Origin of the sequence: Pyxidicoccus trucidator, from assembly GCF_010894435.1 — a bacterium.
GTDB classification, from domain to species: Bacteria; Myxococcota; Myxococcia; order Myxococcales; family Myxococcaceae; genus Myxococcus; species Myxococcus trucidator.
On record NZ_JAAIXZ010000025.1, the window covers coordinates 1 to 22366 of the forward strand.

General features: G+C 72.2%; 1 protein-coding gene (cut by a window edge). It reads right to left on the minus strand.

The genetic code is table 11. From position 1 onward, the window contains the following. Positions 1-22366: part of a non-ribosomal peptide synthase/polyketide synthase coding region (locus G4D85_RS43005; protein WP_164020098.1), annotated on the minus strand (this coding region is incomplete at its 3' end). 13488 nt of the annotated region lie beyond the right edge of the window; the window shows 22366 of its 35854 annotated nt.

Consider the following 22366-nt stretch of genomic DNA (forward strand, 5'->3'; position numbering starts at 1 on the left):
AGAAGTTGTCGCGGCGGCCCACCCGGGGCACGCGCAGCAAGTCCCGCCACAGCTCCGCCAGTTGCTCCTCCATCGGCGTCGCGGGCGGCTCGTGCGCCTGCTCCGAGTCGAGTGCGGCCTCCGGCGCTGGGAAGGCCTTGCGGTCCACCTTGCCGTTCGGCGTCAGGGGCAGGGTGGACAGGGCCACGAAGGCCGCGGGCAGCATGTACGGAGGCAGGTGCCGCCGCACGTGGGCGCGAAGCTCCGCGACGTCCAGGGCAGGGGAGTCGACGCCCTCGCCATGGGCCGGCACCACGTACGCGACCAGGCGCTTGTCGCCGGGCACGTCCTCGCGCACCAGCACCACCGCATCCCGGACCGAATCATGCGTCCGGAGCGCGGCCTCGATTTCACCCGGCTCGATGCGGATGCCGCGCACCTTGACCTGGGTGTCCGCGCGGCCCAGGTACTCCAGCGTGCCGTCGAGCCTCCAGCGCGCCCGGTCTCCGGTGCGGTACAGCCGCGCGCCCTCACCAAACGGGTCGGGCACGAAGCGCTCCGCCGTCAGGTCCGGACGCCCGTGGTAGCCGCGCGCCACGCCCTCGCCGCCCACGTACAGCTCTCCGATGATGCCCGTTGGCACCGGCTGGAGGTCCGCGTCCAGCACGTACAGCCGCACGTTCGGCAGCGGCCGGCCGATGGAGACCTCGCGTCCGTCCGGCATGGGCTCGGACGCGCACGCCAGGTCCATCGAGGTGGCCACCGCCGTCACCTCCGTGAGCCCGTACGTGTTCAGCAGCGGCACCGTGGCCCCCAGGTGCTGGCGCCACTGCGCCACGCGCTCGGGGACCGCGCGCTCACCGCCGATGACCACCCACTTCAGGCCCGCGGGGAGCCGCGACTTGCCCGCGTCCAGGCTCGCCGTGACTTCGTGCCAGAAGGCCGTGGGCAGGTTGAGCTGCGTGACGCCCGCTGCCTCGACCCTGGCGAGGAACGCGTCTGGCACGTCCAGCAACTCCGGCGTGCGCAGCACCAGCGTGCCGCCGCGCGTGAGGCACGGGTAGATCTCCTCCGCGCTGGTGTCCCAGCTGATGGAGGCGAACTGGAGCACCCGGTCTCCCGGCTCCACCGGGAAGGTGCGCCACGCCGCGCGGGTGAAGTTCACCAGCGAGCCGTGCTGCACCACCACGCCCTTGGGACGCCCTGTCGAGCCCGACGTGTAGAGCACGTACGCCGCCGCCTCGGGCGGAACGTGGACTCTCGTGAAGGGGACGTGCCCCGCCTCCGGCACCGCGTCCACGTCCACCCAGACGCGCCCCGGCGCTTCGCCCAGCTTCTGGCGGAACGCGCCGCGCGCCACCACCACGCTCGCGCCGCTGTCCTCCAGCATGAAGGCCAGCCGCTCCTCGGGGTACTCCGCGTCCAGTGGCACGTACGCGCCGCCCGCCTTCAGCACGCCGAGCAGCGCGGTCATCAGCTCCACCGAGCGCTCCACGCACACGGCCACCCGCGTCTCCAGCCCCACACCGAGCTCCCGCAGCCGCCGCGCCAGCGCCTCGGCCCGCGCGTCCAGCTCCCGGTACGTGACGGACTGACTGCCCGCCGTGACGGCCAGGGCGTCCGGCGTCCTGGCCACCTGGGCCTCGAACAGCGCGTGGATGCTCGTGTCGCGGGGCACGTCCTCGTGCGCTCCGTTCCACTCGACCAGCAGCCGGTGCCGCTCCTCGGGGGCGAGGAGGGACAGGTCGTTGAGCCGGGCCTCCGGCCGTTCGACGATGCCCTGGAGGAGCTTCTGGAAGTGCTCGAAGAGGCGCTCCGCCGTCGAAGGCTCGAACAGGACGGTGCTGTAGTTGAGCGTTCCCGCGAAGCCCTCTCCGGTGCGGAAGAGGTCCAGGCTCAGCTCGAACAGGGCGAGCCCGCTGTCCTCGACCTCCGCCGGGCGCACGGCCAGCTCGGGCAGTCGCAGCTCGGGCATGGGCGCGTTCTGCAGGGCGAACATCACCTGGAACAGGGGCGTACGGCTCGCATCTCTCGCGGGCTGCAGCTCCTCCACCAGTCGCTCGAAGGGCACGTCCTGGTGGTCGAAAGCCCCCAGCGTGGAGGCTCGCACTTGAGCCAGCAGCTCACGGAACGTCATGCCCGGTGAGAAACGGGCGCGGAGCACCAGCGTGTTGACGAAGAAGCCGATGAGGCGCTCCGTCTCCGGCTGCCGCCGGTTCGCGATGGGCGAGCCGACGGAGAGGTCGTCCTGCCCCGAGTACCGGTGCAGCAGCGTCTGGAAGGCGGCCAGCAGCAGGATGAAGGGCGTGACGCTCTCGCGGCGTGCCAGCTCCTCCACGGCCTGCGTGAGCGCGAGCGGCAGGTGCACCTGTCGCGTCGCGCCCTGGTGCGAGAAGACGGCCGGGCGAGGCCTGTCGGTGGGCAGCTCCAGCGCGTGGGAGGCGCCCGCGAGCTGCTGCTTCCACCAGTCCAGCTTTGCCTGCAGGGTGTCGCCCTGGAGCCACTGGCGCTGCCACACGGCGTAGTCCGCGTACTGCACGGGCAGCTCCGGCAGCGGCGAAGGATGTCCGCTTCGGAAGGCCTCGTAGAGCAGCGTCAAGTCCCGCACCAGCACGCCCATGGACCAGCCGTCCGTGACGATGTGGTGCAGGTGGAGGACCAGCACGTGCTCCCGCGCGCCCAGCTTCAGCAGCAGGACGCGGAGCAGCGGTCCCCGCTGCAGGTCGAACGGGCGGCGGGACTCCTCCGTCGCCAGGTGCACGGCCTCTGCCTTGCGCGCCGCCGCGTCCTGGAGGGTCGACAGGTCCACGCGCCGGATGGGCACGGAGCCTGGCGCGTGGAGCTGCTGAACGGCCTGGCCTTCCTCCTGGCCGAAGCTGGTGCGCAGTGACTCGTGCCGGCGCACCAGCGCGTCGAAGCTCCGCTGGAGCGCGGCCTCGTCCAGCGCGCCCTCCAGGGTCAGCGCGAGCGGGACGTTGTAGACGGCGCTGCCCGGCTCCAGCTGGTCGATGAACCACAGCCGCTGCTGCGCGAAGGAGAGCGGAAGGGCTTCCGTGCGCGGCACGCGCGCCAGTGTCGGTGCCTGCGTGTGGGCGGCCGAGCCCAGGTGCTCCGCGAGCCCCGCCACGGTGGGCGAGGAGAACAGCCGCGTCAGCGGAAGCTCCACGTTCAGCGCCGCGCGGATGCGCGCCACCACCTGGGTGGCCAGGAGCGAGTGGCCGCCCAGCTCGAAGAAGTTGTCGTGGATGCCCACCGTGTCCCGGCGCAGCACCTCCGCCCAGATGGAGACGAGCCGCGCCTCCAGCGCATTGCGTGGCGGCACGTTCTGCGTGGAGGCGGAAGGAGCCTCGGGTGCGGGCAGGGCCGCGCGGTCCACCTTGCCGTGCGACGTCAGCGGCAGGGCCGCGAGCGCCACGAAGGCCGAGGGCACCATGTACTCGGGCAGGTGTCTGCCCAGGTGCTCTCTCAGGCTGGCGGTGTCCACGTCCACGGGGGCGACGTAGGCGACCAGGCGCTTGTCGCCGGGCACATCCTCGCGAACCAGCACCGTGGCCTCGGTGACGCTGGCGTGCTCGCGCAGCGTGACTTCAATCTCGCCGGTCTCGATGCGGAAGCCCCGCACCTTCACCTGGAAGTCGATGCGGCCGAGGAAGCGCAGCGTGCCATCCGCGTTCCAGCTCACCCGGTCTCCGGAGCGGTACAGCCGCGCTCCCGGAGTGGAGGAGAACGGATGGGGCACGAAGCGCTCGGCGGTGAGCGCGGGCCGGCCGAGGTAGCCCCGGGCCAGGCCGTCGCCGCCGATGTACAGCTCTCCGGGCAGGCCCACCGGCACGGGACGCAGGGCCTCGTCCAGCACGTAGACCTGGGTGTTGGAGATGGGCGTGCCGATGGAGACGGACGTGCCCACCGCGTCACCGGGCGACAGCCGGTGCGTGGTGGTCAGGGTGGTGACCTCCGTGGGGCCGTAGCCGTTGACGAGGGTGGCTCCGGAGGCCAGCCGCTCACGCGCCCGCGAGGCGGGCATCACATCGCCACCCACCACGAGCTGTGTCACTCGGGCCAGCGCCTCTGGCTGGTGCTGCTGCATCAGGTCGAAGAGGGCGGTGGCGAGGACCATCCACGTCACCCGATGCTCGGTGATGAGCCGCGCCAGCTCCGCCACGTCGGGCGCGTGCGGCGGGTAGACGACCAGTCGCGCGCCGTGCAGCAGCGCGCCCCAGATGTCCAGGGTGGACGGGTCGAAGGTCAGGGGGATGACCTGGAGGACGACCACCTCGGGCCCGAAGTGCCAGTGGTGCTGACCGAACAGCAGGCGCAGCACGCCCCGGTGCGGCACGGCCACGCCCTTGGGCGTTCCCGTGGAGCCCGACGTATACGTGACGTAGGCGAGCTGGTCCGTCGCCACCGGCACGGTGACGGGCTGGAATGACTGCCGTGAGATCGCCTCCCATCCGGAGTCGACGCACACCACGGGCCGCGAGCCCGCCGGCAGCGCGGAGGCGACGGAGTCCACCGCCAGGACCGCCGAGACTCCGGCGTCCTCGAGCACGAAGCCCAGTCGCCGCGAGGGCCAGGTGGAGTCGAGCGGGACGTAGCAGCCACCCGCCTTGAGGATGCCCAGCAGCGCCACGAAGAGGTCCAGACCGCGCGGAATGCACACGCCGATGCGCGGCTCGCTGCCCAGCCCCAGTGAGACCAGATACCGGGCGAGCTGGTTGGAGCGTGCCTCCAGCTCGGCGTAGGTGAGGGTGCGGCCGTCGAACTCGACGGCCACGGCCGCTGGCGTCCGCCGGGCCTGGACGGTGAAGCACTGGTGCACGGTAGCGTCGGCCGGGTAGTCGGCCCGGGTGTCGTTCCAGGCCTCCAGCAGTTGCTGGCGCTCCGTCTCGGTGGACAGCGGCAGGCTGGCCAGGGGCAGGTCCGGCGAGGCGACGGCGGCTTCGAGGAGCACGCGCAGGTGCTCCGCCATGCGGGCCAGCGTGGACGCTTCGAACAGCGAGGTGGCGTAGTTGAAGCCACCCCGATAGCCGTCCCCGGCGCGGTGCAGCGTCAGCTCCAGGTCGAACCGATTCACTCCGGTATCGGCCTCCAGCGGACGGAGTGACAGCCCCGGCAAGGATAGCTCGGGCAGCGGCGCGTTCTGGAGCGCGAAGACGACCTGGAAGAGCGGCGTACGGCTCGGGTCTCTCGCCGGCTGCAGGGCCTCCACCAGTCTTTCAAAGGGCAGGTCCTGGTGCTCGAAGGCGCCGAGCGTGGTGCCTCGCACCCGGGCCAGCAGGTCTCGGAAGGTGTCCCGTCCGCCCACGCGCGTGCGCAGGACGAGCGTGTTCGCGAAGAAGCCGATCAGCCCCTCACTGTCCGAGTGACGTCGCCCGGCGATGGGCGAGCCCACCGAGACATCGTCCTGGCCCGAGTAGCGGTGGAGCAGCTCCTGGAAGGCCGCGAGCAGCACCATGAAGGGCGTGGCACCCTCGCGCCGCGCCAGCGCATCCACCGCGTCACTCAGCTCACGCGGCAGGTGCAGCGGCAGGGGCGCGCCCTGGAAGGACTGCTGCGGCGGGCGCGGCTTGTCCGTGGGCAGGTCCAGGTACGGCTGAGCGCCCGAGAGCTGCTCGCGCCAGTAGCCGAGCTGAGCGTCCAGCACCGCTCCCTGGAGCCAGCTCCGCTGCCAGACGGAGTAGTCGGCGTACTGCACGGGCAGCTCGGCCAGCGGAGACGGCTGCCCCTCGCGGAAAGCCGCGTAGAGGGCGGACATCTCCCGCACCAGCACGCCCGTGGACCAGCCGTCGGAGATGATGTGGTGCAGGTTCAGCACCAGGACGTGCTCGGCCGCCCCCAGCTTCAGCAGGAGCGCTCGCACCAGCGGCCCGTGCTCCAGGTCGAACAGGTGCCGGGCCTCTTCCGTGGCCAGCCGCCGGGCCTCGGCCTCGCGCAGCACCGTGTCGGACAGGTGCGTGAGGTCCAGGACCTGAAGCGGCATGGGGAACGGGGGATGGATGACCTGGAATGGCTCACCCGCCTCCGAGCGGAAGGTGGTGCGCAGCGCCTCGTGGCGTCGAACCAGCTCGTCGAAGCCGCGCTGGAGCGCGCCCAGGTCCAGGGCCCCCTCCAACGTCAGGAGGATGGGGATGTTGTACGCACTGCCCGCCGTGCCGAGCTGGCCGATGAACCACAGCCGCTGCTGCGCGAAGGACAAGGGCAGCGCCGCGGCACGGTCCGCGCGAGTCAGCGGCGGCACCACGCTCGCGGAGCCAGGGGCCTGCTGGCGCGAGTCGAGCCGCGCTGCGAGGGCCGCCACGGTGGGCGCCTCGAAGAGGGCACGCAGGGGCAATTCCAGCCCGAAGGTGGTCCGCAGGCGGGCCACCAGCTGCGTGGCCAGCAGGGAGTGGCCGCCCAGCTCGAAGAAGCTGTCGTTGACGCCCACGCGCCCGCCGCCGAGGAGCTGGGCGAAGAGGTCCGCCACCGCCTGCTCCATGGGCGTGCTCGGCGCGACGTACCGGCCGCGCTGCGCCACCGCGACATCGGGCGCGGGAAGGGCCTTGCGGTCCAGCTTGTCGTTCGCCGTCAGGGGCAGCACGCCCAGGTGGACGACGGCGGAGGGGACCATGTACTCGGGCAGCCGCTGCTGCACCCAGGCGCGCAGCTCCGTCGAGTCGAGCGGGCCCGCGTCGCCGGTGACGTAGGCCACCAGGCGCTTGTCGCCCGGAGTGTCCTGCCGCACCACCGCCACCGCCTCGCGCACGCCCGGGTGGGCGAGCAGCGCGGCTTCGACTTCCGCCAGCTCAATCCGGTAGCCGCGCACCTTCACCTGGTTGTCGATGCGGCCCAGGAACTCCAGCACCCCGTCCGGCCGCCAGCGCGACTTGTCGCCGGTGCGGTAGAGCCGCTCGCCCGGGGTGGAGCTGAAGGGGTTGGGGATGAAGCGCTCGGCGGTGAGGTCCGGGCGCGCGAGGTAGCCGCGCGCGAGGCCGTCGCCGCCGATGAACAGCTCTCCCGGAATGCCCACGGGCACCGGTTGGAGGTGCCCGTCCAGCACGTACACCTGGGTGTTGGCGATGGGCGTGCCGATGGGGATGGCGGAGCCCACCTGGGCGGCGTCCGTCATCCGGTACGTGGAGGTGAAGAGGGTGGACTCGGTGGGGCCGTAGCAGGCCGTCACCGGAATGAGCATTCCTTCCACCACCCGGCGCACGTGGGGGGCGCTCACCACGTCACCACCCGTGAGGAGCTGACGCACGCCGCGCAGGCTCTCGGGCTTGAGGTCCACCACCTGCGAGAAGAGGCCCGCCGTGAGGTGGAGCGTGGTGACGCCATGGCGCGTCAGCACCGTGCTCAACAGCTCCAAATCACTGGGCGACTGGGGCGGGAAGACCACGAGCCTGCCGCCGAAGAGCAGCGGGCCCCAGAGCTCCAGCGTGGAGGCGTCGAAGGAGACGGGGGCGATGAGGAGGAAGGTCTCCTCCGGTCCCAGATGGGCGTAGCGGGCGCCGTGCAGCAGGCGCATGACGCCGCGGTGCTCAATCGCGACTCCCTTGGGCCGGCCCGTACTACCGGACGTGAAGTCCACGTAGGCCAGGTGGCGCGAGGTGACACCGGACACGGGCCGCGAGCGCGGCAGCGCGGCCAGGGGCAGCTCCTCCACGAAGAGGCACGGCACGGACTCCGCGACGGGAAGCCTGGCGCGCAAGGCCTGCGAGGTGAGGAGCAACCGGGGAGGGGCGTCCTCCAGCATGTGCTCCAGCCGCTGCGCCGGGTACGAGGAGTCCAGCGGCAGGTACGCGCCACCGGCCTTGAGGATGGCGAGGAGGGAGACGATGAGCTCGACGGAACGCTCCAGGCACACGGCCACCAGCGCATCCGGGCCCACGCCGTGCAGGCGCAGCAGGTGCGCGAGCTGGTTGGCGCGCGTGTCGAGCTGCGCGTAGGTGAGGCGCTGCTCCCCGAACTCCAGGGCCACCGCGTCCGGGCGCAGGGTGGCCTGCTGCTCGAAGAGGTGGTGGATGCACGCCTCGCGCGGGTAGTCCGACGCGGTGGCGTTCCACTCCACCAGCACCTGCTCACGCTCGGCGTCCGTGAGCAGCGGCAGGTGCGGAAGCGGCAAGTCGGGCGAGGCCACCACGGCACGGGCCAGCACGGTGAGGTGCTCGGCCAGTCGCTCCACGGTGGCCCGGTCGAACAGGCTGGTGGAGTACTCGAAGCGGACGGTCATCCCCGCGCGGTGCTCCCACACCTCCAGGCCCAGGTCGAACTTGGCGGAGTTGGCCGGCACCACCACCTGACTCAACTGGAGCGACTGCGGCGAAGTCGTGGGCTCCGGCGTGTTGAGGACGTTGAGGATGACCTGGAACACCGGCGTGCGGCTCAGGTCGCGCGGCACCTGGATGAGCTCCATCAGCCGCTCGAAGGGCGCGTCCTGGCGGGTATAGGCACCCAGCGCCTGCTGCTTCACGCGGCCCAGCAGCTCCCGGAACGACGGGGTGCCGGAGATCCGCGTGCGGAAGGCGAGGGTGTTGAGGAAGCAGCCGATGAGCCCCTCCACCTCCGGACGCGTGCGGCCGGCGATGGGCGTTCCAATCGCGAAGTCGTCCTGGCCCGAGTAGCGCCCGAGCAACAGCTGGTAGAGCGCCATCATCACCATGAAGGACGTGGCGCCCTCACGGCGGCCGAGCGCGAGCAGCGGGTCGGACAGCTCGCGGGGCCACTCGAAGCCGTAGAGGTCACCCGCGTACGACTGCACCGCCGGACGGGGCCGGTCCGTGGGCAGGTCCAGCGCCGGCACGCCGGTGAGCTGGTCCTTCCACCAGTGGAGCTGCTCCTCCAGCACCGCGCCCTCCAGGTACTGGCGCTGCCAGACGGCATAGTCCGCGTACTGCACGGGCAGCGGCGGCAGGGGCGACGGCAGGCCCGCGCCGTAGCAGGCGTAGAGGACCGTCAGCTCGTGCGCGAGCACCATGTTGCACCACGCATCGGAGACGGCGTGGTGGAGGATGAGGCTGAGCACGTGCTCCTCGGCGCCCAGGCGCAACAACCGCGCGCGCACCACGGGGCCCTTCTCCAGGTCGAAGGGGAGGGCGGCGTGCTCCTGGCACCGGCGCACCATCTCCGCCTCGCGCTCCTCGGGCGTGGCGCCGGGCACATCTTCCATCGGCATCGGCAGGCTGCCGCCGGGGTGGATGAGCTGCACCGCGGTGCCGCTGTCCGCGAGCGTGTACGTCGTGCGCAGCACTTCATGCCGGCGAACCAGCTCGTCCAGTGCAGCCTGGAGGGCCGCCACGTTCAGCGCCCCGCCGAGGCGGAAGTTGGACGCGTTGTTGTAGGCCACGCTGGCCGGTTCGAGCTGCTGGAGGTACCAGAGTCGCTGCTGCGCGAAGGACAGCGGCAGCGGGCGGTCCCTCGGCGCGCGGGGGATGGGCGGCGGGGTGCCCTGCACGGTGGCCGGCGCGGGCGACTTCGGAGCGGGCTGCTTCGGCGCGGGGGCCTTCGACGGCGCCGGTGCGGGCGACTTCGCGGCGGGCAGGCTCACGGACTCCACGCGGCCGTCGGCACGGAGGCGCACATGACGACCCGTCCGGTAGAGATGCCGGGACGCGCCCGTGGGGTGGGGCACCAGCCGGCGCCGCTCCTCCTCGGCTGCGCGCCAGAAGCCCCGGGGCAGGCCCGCGCCTTCCAGCGCCAGCTCACCGACGACACCCGTGGGGACGGGCAGGCCCGCCTCGTCCAGCACCCAGCTCTGAAGCCCCGAGGGCACCCGCTCTCCCGGAGCCTTGGGCAGCAGCGCTCCCTCCACCACGCCACCCGCGAGCAGCACCTCCACGCCCGCGGCACCGTGCAGGGCCGTGGCCAGCTCCGCCGAGGCCCCTTCCAGCACCAGGGCTCCCACGGGGGCCAGCGACTCGCGGGCCTGGGGCAGCTCCGACAGCGTGCGGGCCAGTCGCGCCGACGTATGCAGGAGGACGGCTCCGGACTGGCGCGCCAGGTCCAGCAGCTCGCCCACGCCCTGGCTGCCCTCGACCCGCACCTGCTCCTGGCGGACGACCGCCTCGGCCTCCATTCGCTCACGCAGCGTGGCGAGCTGGCGCAGGCCGTCCAGCACCACCTGCGTCTCCACGCCGAAGTCGATGAGGCAGGCCACCTCGTCCACGTCCGCGTCGCGCATGGCGCGCATCCGCTCCAGCCCGCTCTCCACCGTGCCAATGAGCCCAGTGACCTTCGCGTAGTTCTCGAAGGAGTGCTCCAGGATGGTGTTGATGTCCTCCTCGGAGACCTTGTCGATTTCCCCCTGGTACCCCTGCGCCGCGAGCAGGCTGGCGACGATGTCCGCCGAGCCCCGGAAGTAGCTCAGCAGCGGCTTGCGCACCGTGCGCAGCACCTCCTCCTGGTCGTCGCCGATGAAGGTGTGGACCATGCAGGTGATGTGGCCTCGGCCGGGGTGGCCATTGCGGCGCCACGCCTCGCGGTACAGCGCCACCTTCGGCTTCAGCTCCTCCAGCGAGTGGGCCAGCAGGCCCGTGAGCACGCCCGCGCCCAGCTCGCCCGCCATCCGGAAGGTCTCCGGGTTGGACGTGGCCGTGAGCCACACCGGCAGCTCCTTCTGCACCGGCTTCGGGCGCAGGGCGACCTCCACGGTGACGCCTCCGCCACCCGGACGCCGCTGCTTCTCGCCGCGCCAGATGGCGCGCAGCGACTCCAGGTTTCGCAGCAGGACGTTGCGCCGGTCCTCGTAGTTGCCCGGGTTGAAGGTGAAGTCCTGCACGTGCCAGCCCGTGGCCACCGACAGGCCCACGCGGCCGTTGGAGAGGTTGTCCACCACGGACCACTGCTCGGCGATGAGCAGCGGGTCATGCAGCGGCAGCACCACACTGCCCGAGCGCAGGCGCAGGTTGCGGGTGACGGTGGACAGGGCCGCAGCCACGACGGCGGGCTGTGGGTAGAGGCCACCGAAGGAGTGGAAGTGCCGCTCCGGCGTCCACACGGCGGAGAAGCCGTGGGCGTCCGCGAACTTCGCGCCCTCCACCAGCAGCTCGTACTTGGGGCCGGACAGCGTGTCCTCATCGTTGGCGAAGTAGATGAGGCTCAGGTCCATGGCCTGGGTGCGCGGGCCACCGCCGCTCAGCCGCACCAACTGCGCCGTGAGCTGCTCGGAGGGGAACGTCACGCGCAGGCCGCGCGAGAGCGCCCACAGCGACTCCAGCTCGGCACGATCCGCCGTGGCCTCCGCGGCCGCCAGCCAGGTGCTGCCCTCGGCGGGACGTAGCCGCGCGTCCAGTGCCTCGACCAGCTCCGTCAGCGCCGCGTGGTCGAGCGCCCAGGCGGGCTTCCCGGCTCCGGTGGGCAGCAGCCAGGCCAGCGTCCCGGCGCCCACCGTGGCCTGAAGAGGCACGGGCGGCAGGGCGCCCTCCAGCAGGTCCTCCACGTACAGCGTGCGCGCGGCGTCCAGGCGGGAGGAGGTGACGACTCCGCGCCCGGTGACGAGCACCGGCGAGACAGCGCCCTCCGGTGCATAGACGGCGAGTCCGCCCAGGTCCGAGGGACCGAGCGTCACCGCGGCGCCACCCGCCTCCAGCACGCCCCAGAGGACGGCCAGCTTCGCGGGCGAGGGCACGAGACACACCGCGACCGGGTCTCCCGGACGCACGCCCACGGCTCGCAGTCGCGCGGCCACCTGACCCGCGCGGGCGGACAGCTCCGCCCACGTCCAGGTCTGTCCACCCTGCACGGTGGCAATGGACTCCGGGCCACGACGCGCGCGCTCGGCGAGCAGCGCGGGGACGGCAGCGGACACGGAGGCGGGGAGGGGAAGGGGCCAGGCACGCCGCTCGGCCTCGGTGACCAGGGGCAGGCGCGACACGCGCTCATCCGGCCGGGCCAGCGCGGCGGCCAGCATGGCCTGGAGGTGCTCCACCAGGCGTCGCGCGGTCGGCTCGTCGTAGAGCTCGGTGGCGTACTCCAGCGCACCGTGGATGCGGCCGCTCTCCTCGGAGAGCACCAGCGTCAGCTCGGAGAGGGTGGCGCCCCACTGCACGGGGGCGTTGGGGACCTCCACCAGCGAGCCGCGCACGCCGGTCAGCTCCAGCGCCGCCGCGCCCCCTCCGACGCTGGAGTGGTACACGAAGACGGTGTCCGTCATCCGGCCCCGGCCGATGTCCTTGCCGGGGATGAGCTCCTCCACCAGGTGCTCGAACGGCATGTCCGGACGGGACTGCGCGTCGGCGACTTCGTGCTTCACGCGGGCGAGCAGCTCGCGGAACGTCGGGTCCCCGGCGAAGCTGGTGCGGAACGCCGCCGAGTGCGCCACGTAGCCGATGAGCGGCAGCAGCTCCGGACGGGTGCGGTTGGCGATGGGCGTGCCGACGACGACTTCCGTCTGCCCGCTGTAGCGGTGCAGCAGCGTCTGCCACGCGGCCAGCACCGTCATGTACGAGGTGAAGCCCTCGCGCTTGCCGAACGCCCCCACCTCCCGGGCGAGCGCGGACGGGAAGTCCACAATCATGCGCACCGAGGTGAGCGGGCAGCTCGCGGGCCGGGGCCGGTCCGTGGGCATGTCCAGCCTGCGCGGCATGCCGGCGAGGCGGTTGCGCCACCACTGCTCCTGGTCCGGCATCAGGTGCTCGGCGATGGTGCGCCGCTGCCAGGCGCCGAAGTCCGCGTACTGCACGGGCAGAGCAGGCAACGGAGACGACCGCCCCTGGCGGAAGGCGCCGTAGAGCTGGCCCAGCTCGTGGACGAAGATGGCCACGGACAGCGTGTCGCAGACCACGTGGTGGATGCTGCCCACGAGAATGTGCAGCTGGGCGTCCAGCTTCAGCAACAGGGTCCGGATGACGGGGCCCTTCACCAGGTCGAATGGGCGAGCGGACTCCTCTCGCGCGATGCGCATGGCCTCCGCCTCGCGCTGATCGGCGGAGCCGGTCAGCTCCAGGACCTCCAACGGAATGGCCACGTGCGCGTGGAAGCGCTGCACGGGACGGCCCTCCACCACGTCGTAGGTGGTGCGCAGCGCTTCGTGGCGGTTGACGATCTCCTGGACGCTCCGCTGGAGCGTGTCCACGTCCACGAAGCCTTCGAGCTTGAGGACGAAGGGAATGGTGTACGCGGAGAGCCCGGGCAGGTGCTGCTCCAGACGCCAGACGCGCTCCTGGACGAAGGACAGGGGAAGCTCCTGGGTGCGCGGCAGCGGCACCAGGGGCAGCTCGCGGCTCTGCTCCACGGACGGGGCCTGACGCAGCAGCGGCTCGATGCGCTCGGCGATGCCAGCCACCGTGGGAGCCTCGAAGAGGGCAGCCAGCGGGAGCTGCACGCCGAAGGCCTCACGCATCTGGTTGAGGAGCTGAGCGGCCATCAGCGAGTTGCCGCCGATCTCCAGGAAGTTGTCGTCGCGTCCGACGAACTCCAGGCCGAGGCGCTCCCGCCAGAGGGCCGCCAGGCGCTCCTCGGTGTCACCGCGTGGGGCATCCTCGCGGACAGGGACGGCGGGGGCCGAGTCGGGCACGGCGTGCGCGGGCGCCTGGATTGAAGCCACCAGGGGCTGCGCCGTGGCCGGTGCACGAACGGGCGCGTGTACGGGTGTGCTCACGGCCGGCGCCGTGAACGGGGCAGGGGCCGGTATCACCGCGGGTGGAACGAGCCCAGGCGCCGCGACCTGACCGGAGGGCGTGGCGGCCACACGCGACGTCGCGACCAGGGGTGACGTGAACATGGAGGCCTGAGCCGGTGTGTCCGTGGTGCCCTGAACCGCTGCCGGCTGCGCGAACACCGGAGCAGAAGCCTGGCCGGATGGAGAGACCACCATGCTCCCCTGAGCCACGACCCGGGCGGGACCCTGAGTCACCGGATCCAGTGCTTCCGGCACCGCGACGTGCGTTCCGTTCCCATTCGCCTGAGCCTGCGCGGGCTTTGCTTCCACCCAGCAGCGCTTCTCCTGGAACGGGTACGTGGGCAGGTGCAGCCGTCGGCGCTGCTCATGCGCGTAGAAGGCGGACCAGTCCACCTCCACGCCCAGCGTCCACAGCTCCCCCACGGCCTGCAGCAGGCCCGCCTGCTCCGTCGTGGAGCCGCCGCGCCGCAGCGAAGCCAGCGCCTTCACCCGCTCACGGTCCTGCCCCAGGCACGAGCGCACCAGCGGGGTGAGGTCCTGTCCGGGTCCGACTTCCAGCACCACGGCGCAGCCCTCTTCCAGCAGGGCCCCCACGGCTTCGCTGAAGCGCACGGGCTGGCGCATCTGGTCCGCCCAGTAGCGCGGCTCGGCCAGCGCGCCCGGCTTCGCCCACGTGCCGGTGACACTGGACGCGTAGCGCAGCGTGGGCTCCGAGCGATTCAGCGACGCCACCACGCGCTCCAGCTCGGGCATCAGCGGCGCCACGTCCGCGGAGTGGAACGCGTGCGGCGCGGGCATGCGCACCGCGCCCACGTCCCGGCGCTTCAGGTCCTCCTGGAGCCGCTCCACCTCGTCCACGGGACCGGCGACGACGCACCGGTCCGGCGCGTTGAGCGCGGCCAGCTCCAGCCGCCCGGACAGCAGCGGCAGCACCTGCGCCTCGGACATCGCCACCGCAAGCATGGCCCCCGGCGGCATGCGGTGCATCAACTCGCCGCGAGCCACCGCCAGCTTCAGCGCGTCCTCCAGCGGCAGCACTCCGGCCACGCACGCGGCGGCGTACTCACCGAAGCTGTGGCCCATCACCGCGTGCGGCTCGAGGCCCCAGTCCATCCACATCCGCGCCAGCGAGCACTCCACCGTGAACAGCGCCGGCAGGGCCACGCGAGTGTCCGCCAGCAGCGCGGCCGTCTCCGCGTCCCGCTGGCCGGGCTCGGCTTTCAGCAAGGTGCCCACCCGGGCACGCAGCGACTCCTCCAGCAGCGCGAGGCACGCGTCCACGTGCGCGCGGAAGGCGGGCTCGGCCGCATACAGCTCGCGCCCCATGCCCACCTGCTGGGCGCCCTGGCCCGGGAAGACGAGGGCCACGCGACGTCCTCGTGCCGCCTCGCCCTTCACCTTCACCGCCGTGTACGGCTTGCGAAGCTGCTTCGCGAGGTCCGCCGCGTCCGTCGCGACGACAGCCCGCCGGTGCTCGAAGACCTTGCGGCCCACGGCATGCGTGAAGGCCACGTCCGCGAGTGACAGGTCCTCGGCGCTGGCCTCCGCGTGCGTGGCGAGCTGCCGGGACGCTGCCTCCAGCGCCTCGGGCGAGCGCGCCGACAACGTGACGAGCTGGTGGGTCCGCGTGGTGGAGCCACTGTGAGACATGGGGGACTCCTCGAGCACGGCGTGGGCGTTGGTACCGCCAATCCCGAAGGAGCTGACCGCCGCGCGACGCGGCGCCTCGCCCCTCGGCCACGGCCGCAGGGATGTGTTGACGAAGAAGGGACCGGAAGCGAAGTCGATCTGCGGATTGGGGCGCTCGAAGTGCAGGCTCGGAGCAATCTCTCCGTGGTGCAGCGACAGCGCGACCTTGATGAGTCCCGCGAGGCCCGCCACCGTATCCAGGTGGCCCACGTTGGTCTTCAGCGAGGCCAGCGCAATGGTGCCCCGGTGCTCCGCCCCCAGTCCGTAGGCGCGCTGGAGCGCGGCGACCTCGATGGGGTCTCCAATCGGAGTCGCGGTGCCATGCGTCTCCACGTAGCCGATGTCCTTCGGCTCCACGCCGGCCCGCGCCAGCGCCTGCGTGACGACGGCGGACTGGCCTTGCACGCTCGGCGCGGTGAAGCCGGACTTGTGCCGGCCGTCGTTGTTGGTCGCCGTGGCCCGGATGACGGCGTAGATGGAGTCGCCGTCGCGCTCCGCGTCCTCCAGCCGCTTGAGCACCACGGACGCCACGCCGTTGCCGGCGATGGTGCCCTTGGCCTTCTCATCGAACGCGCGGCAGTGCCCGTCCGGGGAGAAGATCAGCCCCTCCTGGTACACGTAGCCCGTGCGCTGCGGCACGGTGATGCGCGTCGCGCCCGCCAGCGCCACGTCGGACAGCCCCGCCAGCAGGTTCTGGCAGGCGAGGTGGACGGCCACCAGGCCCGTGGAGCACGCCGTGTACACGAGCGTGCTCTCCCCGGTGAGTCCCAGCTTGTAGGACGTCTTCGTGGCGAGGCTCTCGTGCGTGGCGGTGCCGTAGACCTCGAAGATGGCCGCGCCATCCAGCGGCACCGTCGCTCGCACCGCGTCCATGTAGCCGGAGTCCGTGGCGCCCGCGTACAGCGAGATGGCCCCGGGGAAGCGGTCCGGGTCGAGGCCGGCGTCCTCCAGCGCCGACCAGGCGCACTGGAGGAACAGCCGCTGTTGCGGGTCCATCCACTGCGCCTCGCGCAGGGACATGTCGAAGAAGGCGTGGTCGAACCGGTCGACGCCTTCGAGCAGGCCGCCCGCGGCGACGAAGTTCGGGTGCTGCCACAGCTCCAGGCCCTCCGGCAGGCCGGGCATGTGCTCCAGCTCCTCGGCGGAGAATCGGGAGATGGACTCGATGCCCTCGCGCAGGTTGCGCCAGAACTCGCTCACGGAGTCCGCGCCGGGGAAGCGGCCCGCCATGCCGATGATGGCAACCGCCCCCGAGCCCGCCGGGGACGGAGCGGTGGCGCGCGGACGGTGGCCGGGCGCGGGCTCCTGGGCCTGGGGGGCCTGGCCCGCCTCGCGCTCCAGGCGGCGGGCGAGCTCATGGATGGTGGGGTGCTCGAACAGCCACACCACGGGCAGCTCGCGCTTCAGCTCGTCGCGCAGGCGCGCGGCGATGCGGACGACGGACAGCGACGTGCCGCCAAGCTCCTCGAACAGATGGTCGAACACGCCGACACGGTCGGTGCCCAGCTCGCGGGCATAGAGGGCCGCGAGCTGTTGCTCCAGCGGATTGGCGGGCTCCACGAAGCGCCCCTGCCGGCCGGTGGACGCGGCGTCCGGCGCGGGCAGCGCCTTGCGGTCCACCTTGCCGCTGGGATTCAGCGGCAGCGCGGGCAGCGCCACGAAGATGGACGGCACCATGTACTCGGGCAGCCGCTGGCGCAGCTCGGCGCGCAGGATGGCGGTGTCCAGCGACTGGCCCTCGCGGGGCATGGCGTAGGCCACCAGCCGCTTGTCGCCGGGCACGTCCTCACGGACCACCACGACAGCCTGGTGGACGGCCGGGAGGGCACCCAGGGCGGCTTCCACCTCGGGCAGCTCGATGCGGAAGCCCCGCACCTTCACCTGGTGGTCGCCGCGGCCGAGGAACTCCAGCGCTCCGTCGGGACGCCAGCGCACGAGGTCCCCCGTGCGGTAGAGGCGCTCGCCGGGCGTGCCGGAGAACGGGTCCGGGATGAAGCGCTCGGCGGTGAGGTCCGGACGCGAGACGTAGCCCCGGGCCAGTCTGTCCCCGCCGAGGAACAGCTCGCCCGGGACCCCCACGGGCACCAGTCGCAGGTGCGCGTCCAGCACGTACACGCGGGTGTTGGCGAGCGGCGCGCCGATGGCAACGGAGGTGCCCACCTGCTCGGGCCGCTCCATCGTGAAGGAAGTGGCGATGACCGAGGCCTCGGTGGGGCCGTAGCCATTGGTGACGGGGACGCGCACCGACTCCAGCACGCCGCGCGCGTGTGGCACGGAGAGGACGTCTCCGCCCGAGTGGATGACCCTCAGCCGGCCGAGGATGTCCGGACGGTGCTCCGCGAGCTGGGAGAACAGGCCGGGCGACATGTGCATGAAGGTGACGCCATGGCGCTCCACCACCTGGCCCAGGGTGTCCAGGTCGCTGGGGACCGCCTTCGCAGGGAGGATGACGAGCCGGCTGCCATGCAGCAGCGGAATCCACATCTCCATGACCGAGCCGTCGAAGGAGATGGGCGCCAGGAGGAGGCCCGTCTCCCGCATGCCGAACCCGGCATAGGGCTCACCGTGCACCAGGCTCAGGATGCCCTGGTGCTTGACGGCAACGCCCTTGGGCCGGCCGGTGCTGCCGGACGTGAAGATGACGTAGGCCACGTCACGAGGCCCGATGTCCGACACGGGAGGTGTCGCGGGCTGGGACTCCAACGACAGCTCCTCCGCGAAGAGGCAGGGGAGCGAAGCGTCCGGCAGGTGGAGCTGCTCGCGCAGGGCGCGCGAGGTGAGCAGCAGTCGGGGCGCGGCATCCTCCTGCATGCAGGCCAGGCGCTGCGCGGGGTACGCCGCATCCAGCGGAACGTAGGCGCCCCCGGCCTTGAGGATGCCCAGCAGCGAGACGATGAGGTCGCAGCCTCGCTCCAGGCTCACGGCCACGAGTGAGTCCCGGCCCACGCCGTGCGAGCGCAGCAGGTGCGCCAGCCGGTTGGCCCGGGCTTCGAGCTGCCCGTAGGTGACGCGTTGCTCGCCGCACTCCAGGGCGATGGCGTCCGGGCGCAGCGCGGCGTGCCTGGAGAACGCCTCGGGGATGGTGATGGCGGGGTACGGGCGGGTGGTGTCGTTCCACCCGACGACGAGCTGCTGGTGCTCCCCGGCGGTGAGGAGGGGCAGGGTGGCCAGGGGCCGGTCCGGCGTGGCGACGGCGGCCTCCAGCAGGGTACGCAGGTGGCCGGCGAGGCGGGCGACGGTGGAGTGCTCGAACAGGTCGGTGCTGTACTCGATGACGCCGCGCAGCCCGTCGGGCGCCTCGGCGAGCATGAGGCCCAGGTCGAACCGTGCGGTGGCGTTGTCCACCTCCAGCGGGCGCAGCGTGAGGCCCGGCACCCGCAGCTCCCCGGCGGGCGCGTTCTGCAGCGCGAAGATGACCTGCACCAGCGGGTTGCGGCTCAAGTCGCGCGGGACGTTCAGCTCCTCGACGAGCTTCTCGAAGGGCAGGTCCTGGTGCTCGAACGCGGCCAGGGTGGTGTCACGCACCTGTCCCAGCAACGCGCGGAACGAGTCCCCCGGACGCACGCGGGCGCGCAGCACCAGCGTGTTCACGAAGAAGCCGACCAGCCCCTCCAGCTCGCCATGGCGGCGGCCGGCGATGGGCGAGCCGACGAGCAGCTCCTCCTGCCGGCTGTAGCGCGACAGCAGCACTTGCCATGCGGCCAGCAGCGCCATGAAGGGCGTGGTGCCCTCCTGGCGCGCGAGCGACAGCAGGCTCACGACCAGCTCGCGGGGCAGGTGCACGGGCAGGAGCGCCCCGCGAGGAGTGCGGATGGCGGGCCGGGCCTTGTCGGTGGGCAGCTCCAGTACCTGCGGTGCCCCCGCGAGCTGCGCCTTCCACCAGTCCACCTCGCGCGCCAGCACGTCGCCCTGGAGCCACTGGCGTTGCCACGCGGCGAAGTCCGCGTACTGCACCGGCAGCGACGGCAGCATGGGTGCCTTGCCGGAGGCGAAGGCCTCGTAGCCCGCGACGACCTCGCGGACCATGACGCCGATGGACCACCCGTCCGAGACGATGTGGTGCATGACGAGCAGCAGCACATGGTGCTCCGCGTCCAGCCGCAGGAGCCTCGTGCGCAGCAGCGGACCGGCGCCCAGCGCGAAGGGCCGGCTGGCCTCCTCGGTGGCGAGCCGGAGCGCCTCGGCCTCGCGAGTCTCCGCGGGCGTGGCCTCCAGGTCGGTGACAGGCAGCGCCCAGGCGGTGTGCGGGTGGAGGACCTGGACGGGCTGGCCCTCCTTCATCGCGAACGTCGCCCGCAGGGACTCGTGGCGGGCGACCAGGTGCTCCAGGGCGCGGCGGAGCGCCTCGGTGTCCAGCGTGCCCTCCAACCGGAGCGCGCCCACCATGTTGTAGTTGCTGCTCCCGGGCTGGAGCTGGTCGAGCACCCACAGCCGTTGCTGCGCGAAGGACAGCGGCAGCTCGCCGTCGCGAGGGACGGGCCGCAGCGGCGGAGTCTTCGGCTCGGTGGTGCGGACGAGGAACTGCTCCTCCACGAACTCCGTGACGCGAGCCACGGTGGGAGCGCCGAAGAGGGCACGCAGCGGCAGCTCCACCTGGAAGGTGGACCGCAGGCGGGAGATGAGCTGCGTCGCCAGCAGCGAGTGGCCGCCCAGGGCGAAGAAGTCGTCGTGCAGGCCCACGCGCTCCACGTGCAGCACTTCGCGGAAGAGGGCCGCGACGCGCTGCTGGAACGGAGTGAGGCGCTCGGGGACGGCGGGGGCCGCCGTCGTGGCCGAGGAGGCGTCCGGCGCGGGCAGGGCCTTGCGGTCCAGCTTGCCGCCCGGCGTCAGCGGGAAGGAGGCCAGCGCGACGAAGGCGGAGGGCACCAGGTGCGCGGGCAGCCGCTCCGACAGGAAGGACTTCAGGGTGGCGGCGTCCGGGGCGGACGTGCCGGTGACGTAGGCCACCAGTCGCTTGTCGCCGGGCACGTCCTCGCGCACCAGCACCAACGCCTCGCGCACGGCGGGGTGGGCCCGCAGGGCGGACTCCACCTCGCCGGGCTCGATGCGGAAGCCACGGACCTTCACCTGCGCGTCCACGCGGCCGGCGAAGTCGAGCGTCCCATCCGACAGCCAGCGCGCGCGGTCGCCCGTGCGGTACAGCCGCGCTCCGGGCACGCCACTGAACGGGTCCGGAGTGAAGCGCTCGGCGGTGAGCGTGGGGTGGCCAGGGTAGCCACGGCCCAGGCCTTCGCCGCCGATGAACAGCTCACCGGGCACGCCCGTGGGAACGGGCTCGCCGCGCACGTCGAGCACGTACACGCGCACCCGCGCGAGCGGCCGACCGATGGGCAGCGACACGGCCTCTGCCGCCAGTCCAGCGGTCGGGTGGAAGGTGGCGGCGACCGTGGCCTCGGTGGGGCCGTAGAGGTTCACCACCTGCCCGCGAGGTCCAGCGGCGAGCACGGCCCGCACGGCGCGCGGGTCTGCCTTGTCGCCTCCGAAGAAGACGTTGCGCAGCGAGGCCAGGGCCTCGGGCTGCTCGCGGGCGACCTCGTTGAAGAGGGCCGTGGTGAGGAGCACCGTGGTGGCGCCCACCTCGCGCAGCTTCCTCGCGAGCTGGGGTGGGGACAGCGTGACGTCACGCGGGATGATGACCAGGCGCGCGCCGTTGAGCAGCGCGCCCCAGACCTCGAACGTCGCCGCATCGAACGACGGGGTGGACACCTGGGCGAGGCAGTCGTCCGGCGTCAGGCGCACGTAGTTCGTGTCCCGGACGAGGTGGACGATGGAGCCGTGCTCCACGCCGGCACCCTTGGGAGTGCCGGTGGAACCCGACGTGTAGAGGAGATACGCGAGCTGCCCCGGCGAGACGGACACGCCCGTCAGCGCCTCGGCGGACTGGCGGGCAATCTCCACCCACCCGGAGTCCAGACACACCGTGGGCCGCCCGTGCTCAGGCAGGGACGGAAGGACGGGCTGCTGCGTCACCACCGCGGCCACACCCGCGTCCTGGAGCATGAAGGCCAGCCGCTGACGGGGATAGCCCGGGTCGATCGGCACGTAGCAGCCGCCCGCCTTGAGGATGCCGAGCAGCCCCACGAGCAGGTCCGGCCCACGCTCCACGCACAGGCCCACGCGCGCCTCGGGCTTCAACCCGAGCGACAGCAGGTGCCTCGCGAGCTGGTTCGAGCGCGCGTCCAGCTCCCCGTAGGTGAGGGTGCGGCCCTCATGCTCCACGGCCACCGCGCCCGGCGCACGCCGGACATGGGAAGCGAAGAGGGACGGAATGGACTCCGCCACGAGGCTTCCCGTGTGGGTCTCGTTCCAGGCCACCAACACCTGTTGCCGCTCGGCCGCGTCCATCAGCGGCAGGCGGCTGACGCGGACCTGGGCGTCGCGGACCACGGCCTCCAGCAGGACGCGGAAGTGCCGGGCCAGTCGCTCGGCGGTGGCCGGGGAGAAGAGGTCCAGGCTGTATTCGAGCGCCCCCTCCAGCGCGCCTCCACGCTCCATCAGCGAGAGGCTCAGGTCGAACCGGGCGGTGTCGGTGACGCTCCGCAGGATGTCGACCTGGATGCCCGGCAGCGACGGCGGCTGCATGGGCGCGTTCTGCAGGGCGAACATCACCTGGAAGAGCGGCGCGCGGCCCTCGGTGCGCTCACCGCCGAGCGCCTCCACCAGCCTGTCAAAGGGAACGTCCTGGTGGACGTAGGCGGCGAGCGCGGACTCGCGGACGCGGTCCACCAGCTCCGCGAAGGTCGGGTCTCCCTCCAGGCGCGTGCGCAGCACCAGGGTGTTGACGAAGAAGCCGATGAGCGGCTCCAGCTCTGCCCGGGTGCGGTGGGCAATGGGACTGCCGATGGCGAAGTCGTCCTGGCCGGAGTAGCGCGACAGGAGCGTCTCGTACGCGGCCAGCATCACCATGAAGAGGGTGGCGCCCTGCTCACGGCCCACCTTCTCGAGCGCGTGGACCAGCTCCTCCGTCAGGGTGAAGAAGTGGCTGGCACCGCGCAGCGTCCGTATGGCCGGGCGGCCCGACTCGGTGGGCAGCTCCAGCGCGGGGACTCCCTGGAGGCGCGACTTGAGGGACTCGACCTGGGCCTGGAGTCCCTCGGACTGGAC